This is a genomic window from Paraburkholderia silvatlantica, assembly GCF_003096715.1.
In the GTDB taxonomy this organism is placed as follows: Bacteria; Pseudomonadota; Gammaproteobacteria; order Burkholderiales; family Burkholderiaceae; genus Paraburkholderia; species Paraburkholderia silvatlantica.
In genome coordinates this window covers 250,361-270,932 of sequence record NZ_QEOL01000007.1, presented here as the reverse complement: position 1 = coordinate 270,932, position 20,572 = coordinate 250,361, and the positions used below count along the sequence as shown (strand labels likewise).

General features: G+C 67.9%; 21 protein-coding genes and 1 riboswitch. Of the genes, 18 read left to right on the top strand and 3 right to left on the bottom strand.

The genetic code is table 11. The features are described from left to right. Window positions 1-86 precede the first annotated feature (86 nt). The 4 genes from hpnK (at window position 87) to C7411_RS12715 (ending at window position 3,791) form a co-directional block, all read left to right on the top strand. A complete protein-coding gene (hpnK, locus tag C7411_RS12730) occupies window positions 87-986 on the top strand; it encodes a hopanoid biosynthesis-associated protein HpnK (RefSeq protein ID WP_110384640.1) in 900 nt (299 codons plus the stop codon). Beyond that, the gene (locus C7411_RS12725; RefSeq protein ID WP_110384639.1) at window positions 983-2,071 is read left to right on the top strand and encodes a lysylphosphatidylglycerol synthase domain-containing protein; all 1,089 of its coding nucleotides are present in this window, start codon (window positions 983-985) and stop codon (window positions 2,069-2,071) included. The genes hpnK and C7411_RS12725 overlap by 4 nt, the downstream gene beginning before the upstream one ends. 78 nt (window positions 2,072-2,149) lie before the next feature. Beyond that, window positions 2,150-2,731: a hypothetical protein gene (locus C7411_RS12720; RefSeq protein WP_110384638.1), complete on the top strand. Its 582-nt coding sequence runs from the start codon at window positions 2,150-2,152 to the stop codon at window positions 2,729-2,731. Window positions 2,732-2,765: 34 nt separating this feature from the next. Next, on the top strand, window positions 2,766-3,791 hold the full coding sequence (locus C7411_RS12715; protein ID WP_110384637.1) for a patatin-like phospholipase family protein: 1,026 nt from the start codon (window positions 2,766-2,768) through the stop codon (window positions 3,789-3,791). Between the two features lie 22 nt (window positions 3,792-3,813). Here C7411_RS12715 and C7411_RS12710 read toward each other — a convergent pair whose 3' ends face one another. The 3 genes from C7411_RS12710 to C7411_RS12700 all read right to left on the bottom strand — a co-directional run bounded on the left by C7411_RS12710 (window position 3,814) and on the right by C7411_RS12700 (window position 5,264). Next, window positions 3,814-4,152 carry a type II toxin-antitoxin system PemK/MazF family toxin gene (locus C7411_RS12710; protein WP_110384636.1) on the bottom strand — a complete coding sequence of 113 codons (339 nt, stop codon included), beginning with the start codon at window positions 4,150-4,152 and terminating at the stop codon, window positions 3,814-3,816. Between the two features lie 7 nt (window positions 4,153-4,159). Further along, a complete protein-coding gene (locus tag C7411_RS12705) occupies window positions 4,160-4,447 on the bottom strand; it encodes an AbrB/MazE/SpoVT family DNA-binding domain-containing protein (RefSeq protein ID WP_110384635.1) in 288 nt (95 codons plus the stop codon). A 187-nt stretch (window positions 4,448-4,634) separates the two neighbouring features. Further along, window positions 4,635-5,264, bottom strand: coding sequence for a histidine phosphatase family protein (locus C7411_RS12700; protein ID WP_110384634.1), 630 nt, complete (start codon window positions 5,262-5,264; stop codon window positions 4,635-4,637). Window positions 5,265-5,306: 42 nt separating this feature from the next. Beyond that, window positions 5,307-5,466: riboswitch (cobalamin riboswitch) on the top strand. A 38-nt stretch (window positions 5,467-5,504) separates the two neighbouring features. Here C7411_RS12700 and C7411_RS12695 point away from each other — a divergent pair. From C7411_RS12695 to C7411_RS12630, 14 genes are all read left to right on the top strand, one after another. Beyond that, window positions 5,505-5,723: a CbtB domain-containing protein gene (locus C7411_RS12695; protein ID WP_110384633.1), complete on the top strand. Its 219-nt coding sequence runs from the start codon at window positions 5,505-5,507 to the stop codon at window positions 5,721-5,723. Between the two features lie 13 nt (window positions 5,724-5,736). Beyond that, on the top strand, window positions 5,737-6,489 hold the full coding sequence (locus C7411_RS12690; protein WP_110384632.1) for a CbtA family protein: 753 nt from the start codon (window positions 5,737-5,739) through the stop codon (window positions 6,487-6,489). A gap of 327 nt (window positions 6,490-6,816) precedes the next feature. After that, window positions 6,817-7,506 (top strand): ABC transporter permease, encoded by a 690-nt coding sequence (locus C7411_RS12685; RefSeq protein ID WP_110384631.1) that lies wholly within the window; start codon window positions 6,817-6,819, stop codon window positions 7,504-7,506. 13 nt (window positions 7,507-7,519) lie between these two features. Further along, a complete protein-coding gene (locus C7411_RS12680) occupies window positions 7,520-8,233 on the top strand; it encodes an ABC transporter permease (protein WP_110384630.1) in 714 nt (237 codons plus the stop codon). Between the two features lie 28 nt (window positions 8,234-8,261). Beyond that, window positions 8,262-9,053, top strand: coding sequence for an ABC transporter ATP-binding protein (locus C7411_RS12675; RefSeq protein ID WP_373682585.1), 792 nt, complete (start codon window positions 8,262-8,264; stop codon window positions 9,051-9,053). 156 nt (window positions 9,054-9,209) lie between these two features. Continuing rightward, the gene (locus C7411_RS12670) at window positions 9,210-10,181 is read left to right on the top strand and encodes a GlxA family transcriptional regulator (RefSeq protein ID WP_243413136.1); all 972 of its coding nucleotides are present in this window, start codon (window positions 9,210-9,212) and stop codon (window positions 10,179-10,181) included. A gap of 232 nt (window positions 10,182-10,413) precedes the next feature. Then, window positions 10,414-11,631 (top strand): aspartate aminotransferase family protein, encoded by a 1,218-nt coding sequence (locus C7411_RS12665; RefSeq protein ID WP_110384627.1) that lies wholly within the window; start codon window positions 10,414-10,416, stop codon window positions 11,629-11,631. Between the two features lie 53 nt (window positions 11,632-11,684). Next, complete coding sequence (gene aruF, locus C7411_RS12660; protein WP_110384626.1) at window positions 11,685-12,764, top strand: arginine/ornithine succinyltransferase subunit alpha; 1,080 nt, start codon at window positions 11,685-11,687, stop codon at window positions 12,762-12,764. Continuing rightward, window positions 12,761-13,792 carry an arginine N-succinyltransferase gene (gene astA, locus C7411_RS12655; RefSeq protein WP_110384625.1) on the top strand — a complete coding sequence of 344 codons (1,032 nt, stop codon included), beginning with the start codon at window positions 12,761-12,763 and terminating at the stop codon, window positions 13,790-13,792. Before aruF ends, astA begins: the two co-directional genes overlap by 4 nt. A gap of 59 nt (window positions 13,793-13,851) precedes the next feature. Beyond that, on the top strand, window positions 13,852-15,315 hold the full coding sequence (gene astD / locus C7411_RS12650) for a succinylglutamate-semialdehyde dehydrogenase (RefSeq protein WP_110384624.1): 1,464 nt from the start codon (window positions 13,852-13,854) through the stop codon (window positions 15,313-15,315). Between the two features lie 9 nt (window positions 15,316-15,324). After that, entirely contained in the window at window positions 15,325-16,665 is a 1,341-nt protein-coding gene (astB, locus tag C7411_RS12645; protein WP_110384623.1) for an N-succinylarginine dihydrolase, read from the top strand. Then, window positions 16,649-17,701, top strand: coding sequence for a succinylglutamate desuccinylase (gene astE / locus C7411_RS12640; protein WP_110384622.1), 1,053 nt, complete (start codon window positions 16,649-16,651; stop codon window positions 17,699-17,701). Before astB ends, astE begins: the two co-directional genes overlap by 17 nt. 319 nt (window positions 17,702-18,020) lie before the next feature. Further along, the gene (locus tag C7411_RS12635) at window positions 18,021-18,821 is read left to right on the top strand and encodes an ABC transporter substrate-binding protein (RefSeq protein ID WP_110384621.1); all 801 of its coding nucleotides are present in this window, start codon (window positions 18,021-18,023) and stop codon (window positions 18,819-18,821) included. Between the two features lie 331 nt (window positions 18,822-19,152). After that, window positions 19,153-20,538, top strand: coding sequence for an EAL and HDOD domain-containing protein (locus tag C7411_RS12630; RefSeq protein ID WP_110384620.1), 1,386 nt, complete (start codon window positions 19,153-19,155; stop codon window positions 20,536-20,538). Window positions 20,539-20,572: the final 34 nt, after the last annotated feature.

The window sequence follows — 20,572 nt, the reverse complement described above, 5'->3', positions numbered from 1 at the left end:
GAGATGCTCACGAGCTGGGACATGATGAAGCGGCGTCTGCGCGAAGGCGTGGAGTTCTTCCGCTTCCTGCGCGCGCACGAGGCATGATGGAGCGCTCGTCTCACGATGCGCGCGCGCTCATCTTCACCGCCGACGACTTTGGCCTGCACGAGCGGGTCAACGCGGCGGTGGAGCGCGCGCATCGCGAGGGCGTGCTCGACTGCGCGAGCCTGATGGTGGCCGCGCCCGCCGCGGCAGACGCCGTAGCGCGGGCGCGCCGCACGCCGGGTTTGCGCGTGGGGCTGCATCTGGTGCTGGCCGATGGCGCGGCCATGCTGCCGCGCGCGCGGATTCCCGCGCTCGTCGACGCGCAAGGCCGTTTCGGCGACAACATGGTCCGCGACGGCGTGCGCTTCTTCTTCCTGCCGCACGTGCGCAGGCAACTCGCGAAAGAGATACGCGCGCAGTTCGAAGCGTTCGCGGCGACCGGGCTCGCGCTCGATCACGTGAACACGCACAAGCATTTTCATCTGCATCCCACGGTGCTCGGGCTGATCCTCGAGATCGGGCGCGACTACGGTCTGCGCGCGATGCGTCTGCCGCTCGAGGCAGGCGCGCCGTTCGCGCTCAAGCCCTGGCTCGCGCTCGTGCGCGCGCGGCTTGCGCGTGCTGGGGTCGCGCACAACGACTACGTGGTCGGCATCGCGAAGACGGGCGCAATGGACGAGGCTGCCGTGCTCGACGCGCTCGCGCATCTGCCCGCGCAGGGCGTGGGCGAGATCTACTGCCACCCAGCGCTTGCCGGCGAGGCGGGCGAGGCGCCCATCACGCCGTCGATGCAGACGTATCGCCATGCCGACGAATTCGGCGCGCTGATCTCGCCGCGCGTGGCCGCAGCGCTCGCACAGGCGGGCGTGCGCCGGGGCGGCTTCACCGACGTGTTCTTCGGCGCGGCGTCGGACGCAGGTCCTGCGGCGCCGCGGGGCCCCGAGGTGCAGGTGTCATGAAGTGGCTGCAATGGCTGGGCCTGCCGGTCGGCATCGCCATCCTGATCGGGCTCGTCGTCCATAACGGCGCGCACGACGTGCTGCGCGTGATTGGCACGGCAGGCCCCATGCTGCTCTGGCTCGTGCCGTTCCACGCGCTGCCGCTCCTGCTCGACGCTCAGGCGTGGCGCCTCCTGCTCGACAAGCGCGCATCGCTTACGTTCCTCTGGTGGATCGCGACCGTGCGCGAGGCCGTGAACCGGCTGCTGCCCGTAGTCGGTGTGGGCGGCGAGCTCGCCGGCATTCGCCTCGCGCGCTGGAAGGTGCGCAATGCGAGCGAGGTCACGGCTTCGGTGATCGTCGAGGTGTTCGTGACGATCGCCGTGCAATACGCGTTCTCGGCGCTCGGCGTCGTGCTGATCGTGGCGGCGACCGGCGATGGCGGTTCGCTGCGCACTATCGTCACGATCGCACTGGCGCTCGTGCTCTCGGCGCCGCTGCCTGTGCTTGCCGTATTCCTGGTGCGCCGCGGCGGCGTTTTCCACGCGATCGAACGATGGGCCGCGCGGCTGCTCGGCGCCGACAATCCGCTCATGCCCGGTCTCGACGGCAAGCAGCTCGACGCCGATCTCGACGCGCTGATGTCGCGCACGGGCCTCATGTTTCGCGCTTTCTTCTGGCAGCTTGGCGGCTACATGCTCGGCGCGTTCGAGACGTGGTGGGCGCTCGCACTGCTCGGCCATCCGGTGACGGTCGGCGACGCGCTCGCCATCGAGGCCATCACCCAGGCCGTGCGCCATGCCGCCTTCATGGTGCCCGCCGGCCTCGGCGTGCAGGAAGTCGCCGTGGTGCTGCTCGCGCAGCTTTTTGGCGTGAGCCAGGACGTGGCGTTCTCGCTCGCGCTCGTCAAGCGCATGCGCGAAGTGGTGTTCGGCGTGCTCGCGCTGCTCTCGTGGCAGGCCGCGGAAATCGTTCGCACGCGTCGCGCATTGCGCCGCGGCGCGCAGGCCGCCGCGCAGCCTGCAGGCGCGCTGCCCGCCGCGGCGAGCGTGTACGCACGCGCGCCCCGCCCGAAGCGGGACGCACAGCAGGATCAGGTCCATTGACGGTACATTGTGGGCATGTCGGTGCGCGCCGGATCGGCGCGCGTAGACGCAAGCCCATGTTGATGCGTTAGCAAGGACATGAAGCCCACGTTTTCACTCACGCGTTCGCTCGCGCTCGCGTGCGCCGCCGCGGCGGCGTTCACGCTTTCCGCCTGCGACGATCGCCAGTTCGATGCCATGCTCGACACCATCCGGCAGGGATTCAAGGCGTTCTTCGATTCCGTGAAGCCCGACGCGCTGCTGCTCAGGGGCCTCACGCCCGGCGTTTCCACGCTGGAGCAGGTGCGCGAGCAAATGGGCAAGCCCGAGACCGAGCGCGTGTTCGACGACGGCTCGCGCCGCCTCGAATATCCGCGCGGCCCGCAGGGCCTCAAGACCTGGATGGTCGACATCGGTCCGAACGGGCGGCTCGTGGCCATCACCCAGGCGCTCACGGCGGAGAACTTCGCAAAGGTCCATGTCGGCATGAGTGAGGACGAGGTCCGGCGTTTGCTCGGTAAACCTGGGCAGGTGGCCGGCTACCGCTTGAAGAAGGAGACGGTGTGGAGCTGGAAGTGGCTGGAAGGGGGCGTGACGCCCGAAGCGTATTTCAACGTGCATTTCGGACCGGACGGGCGGGTCACGACGACCTCGCGCTCGGACATCATTCGCGGGCACTGACCCCGTTGACTCAAAAACACGCAGGGAGGCGCGCATGATGAACCGGCGACGGCCCAAGCGTGTAGGACTCGTGCTCGGCGGCGGCGCGGCGCGCGGCTGGGCGCATATCGGCGCGATTCGCGCGCTCGAGGAAGCGGGCATCAAGCCCGACGTAGTGTGCGGTACGTCGATCGGCGCGCTGGTCGGCGCCGTGTACGCGAACGGCGATCTCGACTGGCTCGAGGACTGGGTGGGCAAGCTCACCTGGCAGACCGTGGTGCGCCTGCTCGACTTGCGCTTTTCGGGCGGGCTGCTCGGCGGGCGCAAGGTGATCGACCTGTTTGCGCACCAGTTCAACGGCCGCTCGATCGACGACCTGGGGCTGCCGTTCACGGCGGTCGCCACCGAACTCGACACGGGGCGCGAAGTCTGGCTGCGCGAAGGCGGCGTGGTGGACGCCGTGCGCGCTTCGATCGCGATTCCCGGCATCTTCACGCCGATCTGGCATGACGGCGTGTGGCTCGTGGACGGCGGACTGAGCAACCCGGTGCCGGTGTCCGCCGCGCGCGCGATGCGCGCCGACACCGTGATCGCCATCGACCTCAATCACGACATTCTCAACGGCCGCGACCTGGGCGGCGCGATCGACACGATGCCGCGCGAGCTGCCCGTGGAGGCGAGCGACGCGGCGACGGCGGCATCGGCTGCCGGGGCGGACAGCGGCGCTGAAAGCAGCGAAGCGGCGCCCGAACCGCTGCTGCGCCGCAACGGCAAGCGCTTCCCGCGCTGGCTGCAGCCTGCCGGCCCCGGCGCGTCGGGCGGGCCAGACGTGCGCGTGGCGCCGCCGCCTAGCACGCGCGTGCCTTCCGTATTGAGCTCGGTGGCCCAGAGCATCGACATCATGCAGGTGCGCATTACGCGCAGCCGCCTAGCAGGCGAGCCTGCCGACGTGCTGATCCAGCCGCGCCTGGGCGGCATGGGGATCTTCGACTTTCATCGCGCCGGGCCCGCCATCGAGGAAGGGCGCGCGGCCGTGCAGTACATGATGCCGGCCATCAAGGCGCAGCTGGGGCTGGACTAAGGCGATTCCAGTGCCCGGCTGGCTACAGGTCCAGAATGCCGGCGACGGCGAATTTTGCCGCCTCCAGTTCCCCGGCTGTCGCCGTTTCTCCTTTGTGCCGCCAGACTCTGCCCGCCAGGGAAAGCGTGGTGAGCTGGTCGGCCATCGCGACGCAGGGCCTGGCAAGGCCGCTGATCGGGATTTCCGATTCCCACCCGCGAACCGTGCTGGTGATCGGCAGCCCAACGAAGCGGCTTGTGAGTTCATTGAACTCGGCGTCCGTGAGGACGAGCACAGGACGATAGCCGTCCTGCTCACTGCCTGCGCCCGGCCCGACGTTGAGCCAGAGGATGTCGCCTGCGCCTGGTGTTCCGTTTTTCATGCGTTCCTTACCATGGGTCGAAACGCGTGGGGTCATCGGGGCCGCCGATTTCGGTTCCTTGCGGCTGGCCGAAGTCGATGAGCGGGTGCGGCTCGAGCTTCCTCTCGCGCAACTGCTGCAAATAGCGCTCGCGCGAGAAGCGCCGGATCGCCGTATGCGGGCGAACCGTGAGCGATCCGTCTTCGACTTCCAGTTCGACTTCCTGCCCCTCCGCCAACGCGAGCTTGCCGGCGAGGCTGGCCGGAATGCGCACCGCAAGGCTGTTTCCCCATCGCTTCAGGGTTTGTATCGCCATTTCGTCCTCGTACTGAATTAGCCGTCTGGCCAATAACGTATTGAGTTTGATGTCCATACCCGATCTTTGTGTATCTACGTGGTTGATACAGGACCGATGCTAGGCTTCGACTGTGCGTGTGTCAACGTGTTGATACGCGCTATGTTCGCGGCGCAGGTACGCAGATCAAGGAGTGCCGTCCCTGGCCTCAGTCCATCGCCGCGAGCCACACCCACCCATGCTGCGTGCGGCGCAGCGCCGTCGCGGAAAGCGGCGCGATTTCGATCGAGCGAAAACCCGGCGACGGCGCGCCCAGCGCGTGAAGAATCGCCGCCCGGATCACGCTCGCGTGCGTGAACGCGATCACGTTGTGCCCGGAGCCGGGAAGCGCATCTAGCCAGGCGCCGACGCGCGCGCGGACATCGTCGAACGATTCGCCGCCGCCCGGCGGCCTGAAACCTGGATCGCGCGTCCAGGCCGCAAGGGCTTCGGGCGCTTCACGCGCGAGATCCGTCATGCGCCGGCCTTGCCACGCGCCGAACGCGGTTTCGGCGAGCGCGTCACTCGGTGCTGCCCCCGCGAAGCCCGCCGCGCGTGCGCTCGCGCGGGCAATCGCGGCGGGACTCGTGAGCGCGCGCAGCGCCTCGCCATTGCGATTACCGATGGCGAGGCGCGCGTGCCAGCGCTCGCGCCATGCGGCAAGCGCTTCGCGCGCGCGCGCCTCGAGCGCCTCTTCGGCGTCATCGCCCCGTACAGGCACGTCAGGCGCTTGCAGGAACGTGCCCGAGCGCAGCACGGCATTCGCCGCATGGCTCACCAGCCAGACTGTCGTCGACATGCTTTTCCTTACGCGTCGCTACGTTATGGCTGACATTCTGACCGAGTCCAGCCGTCGCAGCGCGTAGAATACAGGCTCCACGACACGCGGAAGCCGGTGCAAGTCCGGCGCGGTCGCGCCACTGTAACCGGTTGCCGTCGATTGAATGTCGATTGAATCGAAGCAACGGAAGTCAGACCTGCGCGTCGTGAACCCCTCTTTCAACGACTAACGGGGCGCGTAACCCCAGGAGAAGTCAGCATGTCCGAGACCACATTCCCCTTGCAGCACGCACCGGCCGCGCCGGCGCCCATTCCGTTGCGAGAGATCCTGCCCTGGGCGATCTTCGGCGGCCTCATGCTGCTGCTGGCCCTGTATTTCGTGGGCGCCGAGCAAGGCGCAACCGCGCTCGTGCCGGGCATGTACGTCCACGAATTCGTTCACGACGGGCGCCATCTGCTCGGCTTTCCCTGCCACTGACGGGGAGCTGAACATGGTTGGCAAGTTGCTGATACGCGGCATGCTCGCAGGCATCGCCGCGGGACTTCTCACGTTCGGCTTCGCGAAGATCGCGGGCGAGCCGCCGGTCGATCAGGCGATTTCCTTCGAGGAAAAGCTCGACGCCGCGAAGGGTGGGGCGCCCGAACCCGAACTCGTGAGCCGCAAGACCCAGGCGGGCATCGGACTCTTCACGGGCGTGATGGTCTATGGCGCGTCGATCGGCGGGCTCTTCGCGCTCGTCTTCGCGTATGCGAACGGCCGCGTGGGGCGTCTTTCGCCGCGCGCGCTCTCGGCCTGGCTCGCGCTTGCGGCGTTCGTCGCGATCTACATGGTGCCGAACATCAAGTATCCGGCGAATCCACCCTCGGTCGGCGACCCGGAGACGATCGGCTATCGCACCGGGCTCTTCTTCCTGATGATCGCGATCTCGATCGCCGTGTCGGTGTTCTCGCTCAAGGTGCGGGCTGCGTTCGTGCCGCGTCTGGGCGTCTGGAACGCTTCGATCGTGGCGCTCGTGCTGTTCGTCGTCGTGATCGGCGCGATTCAGCTCGCGCTGCCGACCATCGACGAGGTGCCCGCCGCCTTCCCGGCCGTGCTGCTGTGGAAGTTCCGCACGGTGTCGATCGGCATGCAGGTCATCCTCTGGACCACGATCGGCCTGCTTTTCGGCGCGCTCGCCGAAAAGCTCCCTGGCGCGAATGCCCGCGCCGGCAGCGCACGCGGCACGCAAACGCGCACGGTATAAGCTGCGACCGGGTCGTCGGGTCGCCGGGTCGCACGCCGCGCACCTATCGAAAAAGCGACCCCAAACTTGCGTAAATGCCCCGCGCGCCTCGCGTGCCGGGGCCTGGTTTTCCGCCTTTCAAAAGCATCGCGCCCGCGGCTGTGCGGGCCTGATCCGCACGCGGCCATGCGTTGCTCCGCGATGCTGCACTGCAATATCCGCGCCGCCCGAGTTTGAGCAATCCATTTTGCACTGAGACGATCCGCGCCAGTTCATCGGTTTCGGCGGCGTGCATGTGCCGCGCGAGGCCGCCCGAAACGACAAAACGATTCTGTTCCGGAGACGCGCGTGATCCTTTACGGCTTTGGCCCGGTGCTGCTCGCCGGCACGATCCAGACCATCGAGCTTTCGCTCCTCTCGCTTGGCGTGGCCGTGCTGCTCGGTCTTGCGGGCGCGGCGGCCAAGCTCTCGTTCAACCGGCCGCTCGCGGCCGCGGCGACCGCCTACACGACGCTGATCCGCTCGGTGCCCGACCTCGTGCTGATGCTGCTGCTCTTCTACAGCATCCAGATCGGCGTGAACGAGGCCACCGACGCGCTCGGCATGGCGCAGATCGACATCGATCCGTTCGTGGCCGGCGTCGTCACGCTGGGCTTCATTTACGGCGCGTACTTCACCGAAACCTTCCGCGGCGCGTTTCTCGCGGTGCCGCGCGGCCAGCTCGAAGCGGGCCATGCCTACGGCATGAGCGGCGCGCGCGTGTTCGCCCGCATCCTCTTTCCGCAGATGATGCGTTTCGCGCTGCCCGGCATCGGCAACAACTGGCAGGTGCTCGTCAAGGCGACGGCGCTCGTCTCGATCATCGGTCTCGCCGATGTCGTGAAGGCTGCCCAGGACGCGGGCCGCAGCACCTTCAACCTGTTCTTCTTCCTCGTGATCGCGGCGCTCATCTATCTCGCGATCACCACGCTCTCGAACTTCGCGCTCGTCTGGCTCGAACGCCGCTATTCGGTGGGCGTGCGTCACGCGCAACTGTGAGGACACGGCCGTCATGAACGAAATCATTCAGCAATTCGGCCGCGCGTTCCTCTACTGGGATGGCGAGCACGTTTCGGGTCTCGCGATGACGCTGTGGCTGCTCGTGATCTCCGTCGCCTTCGGCTTCGTGTGCGCGGTGCCGCTCGCGGTGGCGCGCGTCTCGCGCCGCCGCTGGCTCTCGCTGCCGGTGCGCTTCTACACCTACGTGTTTCGCGGCACGCCGCTTTATGTGCAGTTGCTGCTCATCTACACGGGCGTGTACAGTCTCGCGTTCATCCGCTCGGAGCCGCTGCTCGACGCGTTCTTCCGCAGCGGCCTGAACTGCGCGGTGCTCGCGTTCGCGCTCAATACCTGTGCGTACACGACGGAGATTTTCGCGGGCGCGATCCGCGCCACCTCGCACGGCGAAGTGGAAGCCGCGCGCGCCTACGGCATGAGCCCGTTCACGATGTACTGGCGCGTGATCCTGCCTTCGGCGCTGCGCCGCGCACTGCCGCTGTACAGTAACGAAGTGATCCTGATGTTGCACGCGACCACGGTGGCTTTCACCGCGACGGTGCCCGACATCCTCAAGGTGGCGCGCGACGCCAACTCGGCCACCTACCGCTCGTTCGAGTCGTTCGGCCTCGCGGCGCTGATCTACTGTGCGGTATCGTTCGTGCTGGTGGCCGCGTTCCGCCGCGCCGAAAGACGCTGGCTCGGCCATCTCGCCGTGCGCACCCGCTGATTCACCGGAACACCGGAAACTGGAGACCATCTTGGCTCAGACGCAATCCTCAGATAGCAAGCTCGTCGCGCGCGACATCCACAAGCGCTATGGCGACAACGAGGTGCTCAAAGGCGTCTCGCTCGACGCGAAGAAGGGCGACGTGATCAGCATCATCGGCGCGAGCGGCTCGGGCAAGAGCACGTTCCTGCGCTGCATCAATTTCCTCGAGAAGCCGAACGCGGGCGAGATCGTCGTGGACGGCGAGGCCGTGCGCACGAAGGCGGGCCGCAACGGCGATCTGGACGTGGCCGATCACAAACAATTGCAGCGCATCCGCACCCGGCTCGCGATGGTGTTCCAGCACTTCAACCTCTGGTCGCACATGAACGTGCTCGAGAACGTGATGGAAGCGCCCGTGCACGTGCTGGGCGTGCCGCGCAAGGAAGCCGAGGAGCGCGCGCGGCAGTATCTGGAGAAAGTGGGCCTCGCGCCTCGCGTGGAGAAGCAATATCCCTCGCATCTCTCGGGCGGCCAGCAGCAGCGCGTGGCGATTGCGCGCGCGCTCGCCATGCATCCCGACGTCATGCTGTTCGACGAGCCGACTTCGGCGCTCGACCCCGAACTCGTGGGCGAAGTGCTCAAGGTGATGCAAAAGCTCGCCGAAGAAGGGCGCACGATGATCGTCGTCACCCACGAAATGGGCTTTGCGCGCAACGTCTCGAATCATGTGATGTTCCTGCACCAGGGGCGCACGGAGGAAGAGGGCGCGCCCGCCGATGTGCTCGGCGCGCCGAAGAGCGACCGTCTGCGCCAGTTCCTCTCGGGCAGTCTCAAGTAAGCGGCGCGTTCAGTCTCGCGCCTCGTCTCGCCGATGGTCCGTTCCAACGTTCTTCCTCCCGCTGCCGTTGCCGCCGCCGCGCCCGGCGGCCAGGCGCCGCTCGCGCGCGCCGGCCGCACGGCCCAGGTGGCGATCGTCGCGCTCCCGCCCGTGTCGATGTCGGGCGTGGGCCCGATCGTCGACGCGCTCAGTCTCGCCAACGAGATCGACGGCCGCGCGCTGTACCGCTGGCAGATGTGCTCGTGGAACGGCCGCCCCGTGCCGCTCGCGGGCGGCGCCCAGTGGCCCGCCGACTGCGCGTTCGGCGACGCGGTTTCAGCCGACTGGCTCATCGTCGTCACCGAGCGCTACCAGCAGTTCGCCGACTACCGGCTCTTTCTCGCGAGCCTCGCGCGCGTGGGGCAGCGCACGCCGCTCGTCACGGGCATTCACCACGGCATCTGGTGGCTCGCGATGGCGGGGCAGCTGCAGGGCTACCGCGTGGCCGCTAACTGGGAGACGTTCCAGCAGTTCGCCGAGCAGTTCGAGCGCACCATCGTCACGCAGCACATCTACGAAATCGACCGCGACCGCGCGACCTGCTCGGGCGGCCAGGCCACGCTCGACTTCATGCTTGCGATGATCGGCCGCGACCATGGCCCGGAACTCGCCGAGCGCATTGCCGACGCGCTCGGCGCCAGCACGCTGCGCAGCGGCGACGAGCGCCAGCGCATTCCGTTCGTGACCGCGCCCGGCGAGCGGCACCCGCGCCTGAACGACGCGCTCAAGCTGATGGAGGCGAATATCGAGGACCCGCTCACCACCGACGAGATCGCGAATCTCGTGGGCGTGTCGCGGCGGCAGCTCGAGCGGCTCTTTCGCCAGTACCTCGGCGCCATGCCGTCGAAGTACTATCTCGGCTTGCGCCTCGCCAAGGCGCGCTCGCAGTTGCAGCGCACCAGCAAGTCGGTGGTGCAGATCAGTCTCGCGTGCGGTTTTTCTTCAGCGGCGCATTTTTCGAATGCGTACCGCGAGCGCTTCGGCGTCACGCCGCGCGAGGATCGCCGCAACTGGATCGAGCGCCAGCACGGCGGGGCCGCCGCCGAGCCGCGCGCGGGCGCGCTCGTGGAGCCGCCGGAGGTTCAGTGAGCGCTGCCGCGGCGCAGCACGCGCCCGGACCCTGCAGGTTCCGTGCGAAAAAACGCGTCGCGCCTGCGCAAGACGTTTGCGCGCAGCTTGCCTACACTGCACAGGTGTCGACGGGACCGGATGCTTCAGCATCCTGGTCCCGTCCCATGCAAAGCCTGCCTGAGCGAAAGGGCATGGCCCCGACGCACACCGACCCCGAATTCGACACGCACTGAGTAAAAGAGGAATCGCCATGAACGACCAGACTGTGAGCCGCCAGACCTTCGACGAAGTGATGGTGCCGTGTTTCTCGCCTGCGCCGTTCGTGCCGGATCGCGGTGTCGGCTCGCGCGTGTGGGATACCGAGGGCCGCGATTACATCGACTTCGCCTGCGGCATCGCCGTGACCTCGCTCGGCCACGCGCATCCGGAGCTGCTGCGCGTGCTGCAGGAGCAGGGCAGCAAGCTCTGGCACATCGGCAACGGCTACACCAACGAGCCGGTGCTGCGTCTTGCGCGACAGCTCGAAGCGCTCACGTTCGCCGACCGCGCGTTCTTCGCGAACTCGGGCGCCGAAGCCAACGAGGCGGCGCTCAAGCTCGCGCGCCGCGTCGCGTTCGATCGGCACGGCGCCGACAAGTTCGAGATCGTCTCGTCCACGCAGTCGTTCCACGGCCGCACGTTCTTCACCGTCAGCGTGGGCGGCCAGCCCAAGTACTCGGAAGGCTTCGGCCCCGTACCGGGCGGCATCACGCATCTGCCGTACAACGACATCGAAGCGGCGAAGCGCGCCATCGGCGCGCAGACCTGCGCCGTGATCGTCGAGCCGGTGCAGGGCGAGGGCGGTGTGATTCCCGCCGATCCCGCGTTCCTGCGCGCGCTGCGCGAAGCGTGCGACGCGCACGGTGCGCTGCTGATTTTCGACGAAGTGCAGACGGGCGTGGGCCGCACGGGCCACTTCTATGCGTACGAAGAGACGGGCGTCACGCCCGACATCCTCACGACGGCCAAGGCGCTCGGCAACGGCTTCCCGATCGGCGCGATGCTCACGACCGAAGCGATTGCCGCGCACTTCAAGGTGGGCGTGCATGGCACGACCTATGGCGGCAATCCGCTGGGCGCCGCGATTGCGGGCAAGGTGGTCGAGCTGGTGAGCGATCCGGCGCTGCTGGCGGGCGTGCGTGAGCGCGGTGAAGCGATTCGCCGCAAGCTCGCGAAGCTCAACGAGCGCTTCGACATGTTCAAGGAAGTGCGCGGCAAGGGGCTTTTGATCGGCGCCGAACTGAATGCGCGCTTTGCGGGCCGCGCCAAGGACTTCAATGCGGCGGCTGCGAACCGCGGCGTGATGATGCTGATTGCGGGGCCGGACGTGCTGCGCTTCGCGCCCTCGCTCATCATTGCCGACGCTGACCTCGACGAAGGCTTTGCGCGCTTCGAGCAGGCCTGCGCGGACGTGATCGGCGCACGTTAAACCACAACCCCGTCGCAACCCAGCCGCAACCCGGCGCACACACAGGACCGACGATGCTATTCGTTCGCCCCGCCAGGCTTTCCGATCTCGACGCGATCGCCCACATGGCGCGCACCGCGCAGCCGGTGCTGCATTCGCTGCCGCACGACCGCGCGGCGTTGGAAGCGCGCATTGCGCTTTCGGAAGATTCGTTTCGCGCGGACGTGGACTTCCCCGGTGAGGAGTTCTATCTGTTCGTGCTCGAAGATTCCGCCACGGGGCGGCTCGTCGGCACCTCGAGCATCGTGGCGGCAGCCGGCTACGCCGAGCCGTTCTACGCGTTTCGCAACGATGCGCTCATTCATGCGTCGCGCGAACTGCACGTGAACCGCAAGATTCATGCGCTCACGATGTCGCACGAACTCACGGGCAGGAGCCGCCTCGCGGGCTTCTACATCGAGCCGACGCTGCGCGGCGACGCGGCCGCCCATCTCATGTCGCGCGCGCGCATGATGTACGTCGCGATGAACCGCCGGCGCTTCACGCCCGAAGTCTTCTCGCTGCTGCTCGGCGTGACCGACGAGACGGGCGCCTCGCCCTTCTGGGAGGCCGTGGGGCGCAAGTTCTTCGGGCGCGATTTCAAGGACATCGAACTGGCTTCGGGCGGACGCAGCCGCACCTTCATCGCCGAGGTCATGCCGGCCTATCCGCTCTATGTGCCGCTGCTGCCCGAGCCGGCGCAGCGCGTGCTCGGCGAGCCCGATCCGAGCGCCTTGCTCGCTTACGAGATCCATCTGGAAGAGGGCTTCGAGCCGGACCGCTACGTCGATATCTTCGACGCGGGCCCGGTGCTGACCGCGCAGGTGGACCGCACGGCCTCGGTCGCCGGCAACGAGACGCGCACGGTGCGCGAAGCTGCGCCCGCAACGAACCTCGAAGGCGCGGCGTATCTGGTCGCGAGCCAGCGCGCGGGCGAGTTCCGCTGCGTGCTCGCGACGCTGCCCGAAAGCGGGAAGGGCGCGGGCATGATCGCCCCTCTCGACGCGAGCGCGCGCGCCGCGCTCGACGTGCAGGACGGCGAGCCGGTGCGCTGTGCGCCGCTCTATCGCGCCACCCCGCAAACTGAGGATGCCTATATGGGAGACGCACAATGATCGTGGTACGCGCCGTGCAAACGGGCGACGTGGACGCGCTCGTCGCGCTCGCCCAGGAAACGGGCCCCGGCCTCACTACTTTCAAGCCGGACCGCGAGGCGCTCAAGGCGCGCATCGAGCGCGCGCGGCGCACGCTCGCCGGCGATGCCGCGCCGCGCGAAGCCGGCTACTTCTTCGTGATGGAAGACACGGCCACGGGCGACATAGCCGGCGTTTGCGGCATCGAAACGGCCGTGGGACTGGAGCAGCCGTTCTACAACTACCGCGTGAGCACGGTGGTGCACGCAAGCCAGGAACTCGGCATCTGGACGCGCATGCGCGCGCTCAATATCTCGCACGATCTCACGGGCTATGCCGAGGTGTGTTCGCTCTTTCTTTCGCCGCGCTATCGCACGGGCGGGGTGGGCGGGCTGCTTTCGCGTTCGCGCTTCATGTTCATCGCGCAGTTTCGCGAGCGCTTTCCCGAGCGCCTGTGCGCGGAATTGCGCGGCCATTTCGACGCGCAAGGCACGTCGCCGTTCTGGCGCGCCGTCGGTTCGCACTTCTATCAAATCGATTTCAACGCAGCCGACTACCTCAGCTCGCACGGACGCAAGTCGTTCCTCGCGGAACTGATGCCGCGTTACCCAGTGTACGTGGAACTGCTGCCCGAGGAGGCGCAGGCTTGCGTCGGCCTCACGCATGCCGACACGATTCCCGCGCGCCGCATGCTCGAGGCCGAGGGGCTGCGCTACGAGAATCACGTCGATATCTTCGATGCGGGCCCGGTGCTCGAATGCCATATCGGCGATCTGCGCACGGTGCGCGACAGCGTGGTCGTACCGGTCGAGATCGGTGAGGCGCACGCCGAAGCGGGCGTGCGCTCACTCGTGTCCAATACGTCGCTTGGCGATTTTCGCGTGGGTTTCGCGCCGGGCGTCGTGCACGACGGCGTGTTTGCGCTGAGCGCCACGGAAGCGGCGGCGCTGAACGTCGCGGCGGGCGATCCCGTGCGCGTGCTCGGCCCTGCCCAGAAGCAACAGCGATAAACCTGCATGGGACCAGAGTCGGCGCCAAAGGGCTGAATCTGGTCGACAAAAGGATGACCATGAACGAGCTTTACATCGATGGACAATGGTGCGCGGCCTCGGGCCCCGCGTTCGCTTCGCGCAACCCAGGCACGGGCGAGACCGTGTGGAGCGGCAATGCCGCGAGCGCCGAAGATGTCGATCGCGCCGTGAACGCCGCGCGCCGCGCGTTCGCCGCGTGGGCGCAAACGCCGCTCGAAGCGCGCTGCGAGATCGTGAAGCGCTTCGCCGCGCTCGTCACCGAAAAGAAGGAAGCGCTTGCCGGGGCGATTGGCCGGGAGACCGGCAAGCCGCTCTGGGAAGCGCGCACCGAAGCGGCGTCGATGGCCGCGAAGGTCGCGATTTCGATCACCGCTTACGGCGAGCGCACCGGCGAGAAACGCGCGCCGATGGCCGACGGCGTGGCGGTGCTGCGTCATCGCCCGCATGGCGTCGTCGCCGTGTTCGGTCCGTACAACTTCCCGGGCCACCTGCCCAACGGTCATATCGTGCCGGCGCTGATCGCGGGCAACGCGGTCGTGTTCAAGCCTTCGGAACTCGCGCCTGAAGTGGCGCGCGTGACGGTCGAACTCTGGCGCGAGGCCGGCCTGCCCGCGGGCGTGCTCAACCTCGTGCAGGGCGAGCGCGACACAGGCATTGCGCTTGCGAATCACAAACAGATCGACGGGCTCTTTTTCACGGGCAGCTCGGATACGGGCACGCTGCTGCATCGCCAGTTCGGCGGACGGCCCGAGATCGTGCTCGCGCTGGAAATGGGCGGCAACAATCCGCTCGTCGTCGCGCCAGTCGAGGATATCGACGCCGCCGTGCATCACGCGATCCAGTCGGCCTTTCTTTCGGCGGGGCAGCGCTGCACCTGCGCGCGCCGCATTCTCGTGCCGGCGGACGCATTCGGCGAGCGTTTTCTCGCGCGCTTCGTCGACGTGAGTTCGCGCATTACGGTGGGCGAGTACGACGCCGAGCCGCAGCCCTTCATGGGCGCCGTGATTTCGGCGCGCGCGGCGGGCAAGCTGATGAGTGCGCAGGCGCAGTTGCTCGAGCGCGGCGCGCGCGCCTTGCTGCCGATGACGCAGCGCGACCCGGCGCTCGGCTTCGTGACGCCGGCGATTCTCGACGTGACGGGCGTGGCCGATCTGCCCGACGAGGAGCACTTCGGACCGCTCGCGCAGGTGATCCGCTACGCGGGTTTCGACGACGCCATCGCACAGGCCAACAATACGGCGTACGGCCTCTCGGCGGGCCTGCTCGCCGACGACGAAGCGCTGTGGCAGCGCTTCACGCGCGAGATCCGCGCGGGCGTGGTGAACTGGAACCGGCCGACCAACGGTGCGTCGAGCGGCGCGCCGTTCGGCGGCGCGGGCCGTTCGGGCAACCACCGGCCGAGCGCGTACTATGCCGCCGACTACTGCGCCTACCCGATGGCCTCGGTGGAAAGCGCGCAACTGCAGATGCCCGCGAGCGTTTCGCCGGGTCTTTACTTCTAAGGAACGACGATGCCAACCCTTGAAGCCAACTTCGACGGACTCGTCGGCCCCACGCACAACTACGCCGGGCTGTCGTTCGGCAACGTCGCCTCGCAGAACAACGAGAAGTCTGTCGCGAACCCGCGCGCCGCGGCGCAGCAGGGCTTGCGCAAGATGAAGCGGCTCGCCGACCTCGGCTTCGCGCAAGGCGTGCTGCCGCCGCAGGAGCGGCCGTCCATGCGGCTGCTGCGCGAACTGGGCTTCGGCGGTAAGGATGCCGAAGCGATTGCGCGCGCCGCGAAAGACGCGCCCGAACTGCTCGCGGCGGCAAGCTCGGCATCGGCCATGTGGACCGCGAATGCGGCCACGGTGAGCCCTTCGGCGGATACGCCCGACCGGCGCGTGCACTTCACGCCCGCGAACCTGTGCAGCAAACTGCATCGCGCGATCGAGCACGAGGCCACTCGCCGCACGCTTTCCACGGTGTTCGCGGACTCCTCGCACTTCGTCGTGCACGAGGCGCTGCCCGGCACGCCCGCGCTCGGCGACGAAGGCGCGGCCAACCATACGCGCTTTGGCGCGCAGTACGGCGAGCGCGGCGTGGAGTTCTTCGTGTATGGGCGCAGCGAATACCGCCGTGGACCGGAGCCCAGGCGCTTCCCGGCGCGGCAGACGTTCGAGGCGAGCCGCGCCATTGCGCAGCGTCACGGCCTCACCGATGCGCTCACCGTGTTCGCGCAGCAGAATCCGGACGTGATCGACGCCGGCGTGTTCCATAACGACGTGATCGCCGTGGGCAACCGCAGCACGCTGTTTTGCCACGAGCGCGCCTTCGTCGACCAGAAGGCGGTCTATGACGAACTGCGCACGAAGCTCGCGGCGCACGACGCGCCGTTTCATGTGATCGAAGTGCCCGAAGCGCGCGTGAGCGTGGCCGACGCGGTGTCGTCCTATCTCTTCAACAGCCAGTTGCTGAGCCGCGCGGACGGCACGCAGATTCTCGTCGTGCCGCAGGAATGCCGCGAGAATCCGCACGTGGCGATCTACCTCGACGAACTGGCCGCGAGCAGCGGCCCGGTGGACGAAGTGCTCGTGTTCGATCTGCGCGAGAGCATGAAGAACGGCGGCGGTCCGGCGTGCCTGCGTCTGCGCGTGGTGCTCAGCGAGGAAGAGCGCGCGGCGACGGCGCCGGGCGTGTGGATGAACGACGCGCTCTTCACGCGCCTCGACGGCTGGATCGAGCGGCACTATCGGGACCGGCTCGCGCCGCAGGATCTGACCGATCCGGCGCTGCTCGTCGAGTCGCGCACGGCGCTCGACGAACTCACGCAGATTCTCGGCCTCGGATCGCTCTATGACTTCCAGCGCTGATCGCCCGCTCGCGGACTTTCTCGCGTACACGCTCGCGGGCGCGCGCCCGGCCACGCCCGCAGCGGCGCGCGGCGAATGCGCGGGCGGCGTGCGCTGGCAATGGCTCGACGAGGGCGTGCTGGAGCTGGAACCGGCACGCATCGACGAGACGACGCGCAGCGTGCTGCTTTCGGCAGGCGTGCATGGCGACGAGACGGCACCGATCGAACTGCTCTCGCAACTCGTGGCCGACATCGCGGCGGGCCGCGCGCCGCTCGCCTGCCGCGTGCTCGCGGTGCTCGGCAATGCCGGCGCGATGCGCGCTGGGGAGCGTTATCTCGACGACGATCTGAACCGCCTGTTCGGCGGCCGCCATGCGAGTGTGCCGGCGAGCCGCGAGGCGCCGCGCGCCGTTGCGCTCGAAGCGGCGGCGCAGCGTTTCTTCGCGAAGGCCGCGGGTTCCGCCGCTGCGCCCTTCGCGCGCTGGCATCTCGACATGCATACGGCGATCCGCGCTTCGGCGTTCGAGCAGTTCGCGCTGCTGCCTCACACGGGCGAGCCGCCCGCGCGCGCGATGCTCGAATGGCTCGCCGACGCGCGCATCGCCGCGGTGCTGATCCACACCGAGAAGGGCGCGACCTTGTCGTCGTATACGGCCGGGACGTGTGGCGCGCTCGCCTGCACGCTCGAACTCGGCAAGGTGCGGCCGTTCGGCCAGAACGACCTGGCGCGCTTCGCCGGCGCCGACGCCGCCGTGCGCCGTCTCGTGGCGGGGGACGTGGCTTTGCCGAAGGGCGCGCAGATGCCGCGCATCTTCACGGTGATCGGCCAGATCACGAAGCAGAGCGCGGCGCTCAAACTCAACGTGGCCGCCGACGTGCCCAACTTCACCCCGTTTCCGCGCGGCGAGGTGCTCGCGGAAGACGGCGCCTACCGCTACGTGGTGCAGCACGACGAGGAGCGCATCGTGTTCCCGAATCCGGGCGTGAAGCCGGGCTTGCGCGCGGGCCTGCTCGTCGTCGATACGACCCGCGAGACGCTCGCCGCCCTCGTTTGAGCGCTTGCCCGAGAGCACGCGCTCTCATGCGCTTGCGCAGCTACGACATCCACTTGCAGGTTCGAACGCAGCGCGTGCGCGCGCGGGCGCGCCATGCGCCGCTTGCCGCGCGCGCGGCGGGGCGCCGGCGCCGTCGCGGTACAATCGCGCCCGCGCGGTTGCTGCGTCGCACCATACACGGTACGCGCGATTGAGCCGCATTTTTGGCGCAGCGATCCTGTGCCCGCGCCGGGAAGCCGTTTTCTGGCGGCGAATCGGACCACGAAGCTGCGTGAACGGGCTTCGCCGGCGCAACCCATCTGACTGGAATGAGACATCGATGAAGACGAACTGGAACAAGCTGGCGACGCTCGCATTCTGCGCGGCCGCCATGACGGCAGGCGCGGCAGGTGCCGCACACGCCGCCGACATCAAGGAAATCCGCTTTGGCGTGGAGGCGTCGTACGCGCCGTTCGAATCGAAGTCGCCCGCGGGCGAACTGCAGGGCTTCGATATCGACGTGGGCAATGCCGTCTGCGCGAAGCTCAAGGCAAAGTGCGTGTGGGTGGAAAACTCGTTCGACGGCCTGATTCCGGCGCTGCAGGCGCGCAAGTTCGCCGCGATCAATTCCGACATGTCAATCACGGACCAGCGCCGCCAGGCCATCGACTTCACCGACCCGATCTACGCGATCCCGAACCAGATGATCGCGAAGAAGGGCAGCACACTGCAGCCCACGCCCGAGTCGCTCAAGGGCAAGCACGTGGGCGTGCTCCAGGGCACGATCCAGGAAACCTACGCGAAAGCGAAATGGGCGCCCGCGGGCGTGGACGTCGTGCCGTACCCGACGCAGGACCAGATCTATGCGGACCTCGTTTCGGGCCGCCTCGACGCCTCGTTTCTCGACGCCGAAGCCGCCTCCAAGGGCTTCCTGAACAAGCCGCAGGGCGCGGCCTTCGCGTTCGCTGGCCCGCAGGTCGTGGACGTCAAACTGCTCGGCGAGGGCGTGGGCTACGGCGTGCGCAAGAACGACCCGGCGCTCAAGGCCGCACTGAACGGCGCGCTCAAGGACCTGAAGGCGGACGGCACGCTCGAGCGCATCGCGGCGAAGTACTTCGACGTGAAGGTCGTGCTCAAGTAACCGGCCGCTGCCGAAAGACCGGCCGGCTGGACGAAATTCAGCCGGCCGGTTTTTTTGCGCATTTGTTTCGGATTGCGTATCAAATCGTTCTTGCGTCGAGTGCCGACGCCGAGCCACAGCCGTGCCGGCGCCGCGTGCGGCACTGCAAAAACTGCAAAAAAATCCCGCTGATCGCGCAGGACTTCATTTCCGCGCCTTACTTGCCAGGATAGAATCGACACAAGAAAGTGCCGCGTCCGGTGCGCCATGTGCGCGAAGCGCAAACGGTTGCGGCATGCCAAGAAACAAGACCAGGGCGCCGCCATGCGCGCGGCGCCGCGCGGGGGACCCCATGAGCTTGAACGCCGCAGACCGGCCGCAAATGTCAGGAGTCGCGGGCAGCACGCAGTCGCCGGAACACGCCGGCCCGCCCATCGACGTGTATTTCGCGCGCCAGCCGATGCTCGACCGGGAGGGTCTCCTCTGCGCGTTCGAGACGTTGCCGCGCCTCGTGGACCGGCGAGAAAGCGCCGCAATCGGGCAGGAGGCCGAAGCGGCCGCCAAAGACGAGGCCTCGGGCCTGACGCCCAAGCCTTCCGCCACGAGCACGGCGCTCCTCAAAAGCTTCGCGGCGCCCGTCTTGCGCGCCTCGCTCGCGGGCCATCCCGCCTGGCTCGACATGACGCGCGACGCGCTTTTCCACGACGGCCTGCTGCGCGTGAGCCCCGAGCGCGTCATGCTCGAGTTGCCGGTGAACATCGGCGCGGATGCGGACCTGATCGCCCGGCTCGTCGAGCTGCACCGCCGCCGCTACCGTTTCGCGCTCGACCACGTGTCGAAGGCGGACGAATCTCTCGCGAAGCTGCTGCCGTATGTGGACGCCATCAAGATCGACATCCGCGAGATCGCGCCCACGGTCCTGCCGAAGTTCGCCAGCGTGATGAAGGCGGCGGGCAAGCTGCTCGTGGCCATGGGCGTCGAGACCCAGGAAGACTATCAGCGCGCGCACGGTCTCGGCTTCGATCGCTTCCAGGGCTATTTCTTCGCGAAGCCGCACGGCGGCGCGCGCCGCTCCAGCGCGCCGCGCCAGGCGCTGCTGAACCTGCTGCATCTGCTTGCGGCCGAGCCCACCGTCGCGCAGCTCGAAGCGGAACTGAAGCTCAACCCCGTGCTCGTGATGCATCTGATGCGGCTCGCCAACTCGGGCAGCATGAATATCGGCCGCAAGGTGACGACGCTGCGCGAGGCGATCAACGCGACTGGCACGAACGCTATCGCCCGCTGGACGCAGTTGCTGCTCTACGCCGACGGCCGCAAGATCGCCGCCGAAGACGACCCGCTGCTGCAACTCGTGGCCACGCGCGCGCGCTTCATGGAAATCGCGGTGACGCAGCTTGCCCACGCGCACCTCGAAGAGGAAGACGCGGCGTTCCTCGTGGGGGTTTTCTCGTTCGTCGAGGCGGTGTTCGGCGGCCCGCTCGAGAGCACGCTCGAAGTGCTCACGCTGGCCAAACCGATCCGCACGGCGATCGTGCGGCGCGAGGGCGCGCTCGGGCGGCTGCTCGAGCTTTCCGAGGCGCTGGAGCGCGCAGACTGGGCCCGCGTGGATGCGCTGTGCGCGGAACTCGCACCGCTCGACGCCGCGGCGGCCGCGGCTATCTCGCTCACGGCCGCGGAATGGGCCGGCACGTCCGGCCGCGACGCGGAACACGAGGGGCTGGAACGGATCGAGGATTGAGCGGGCGGGGCGGTGCCGCGAAGGGATGCAGTGC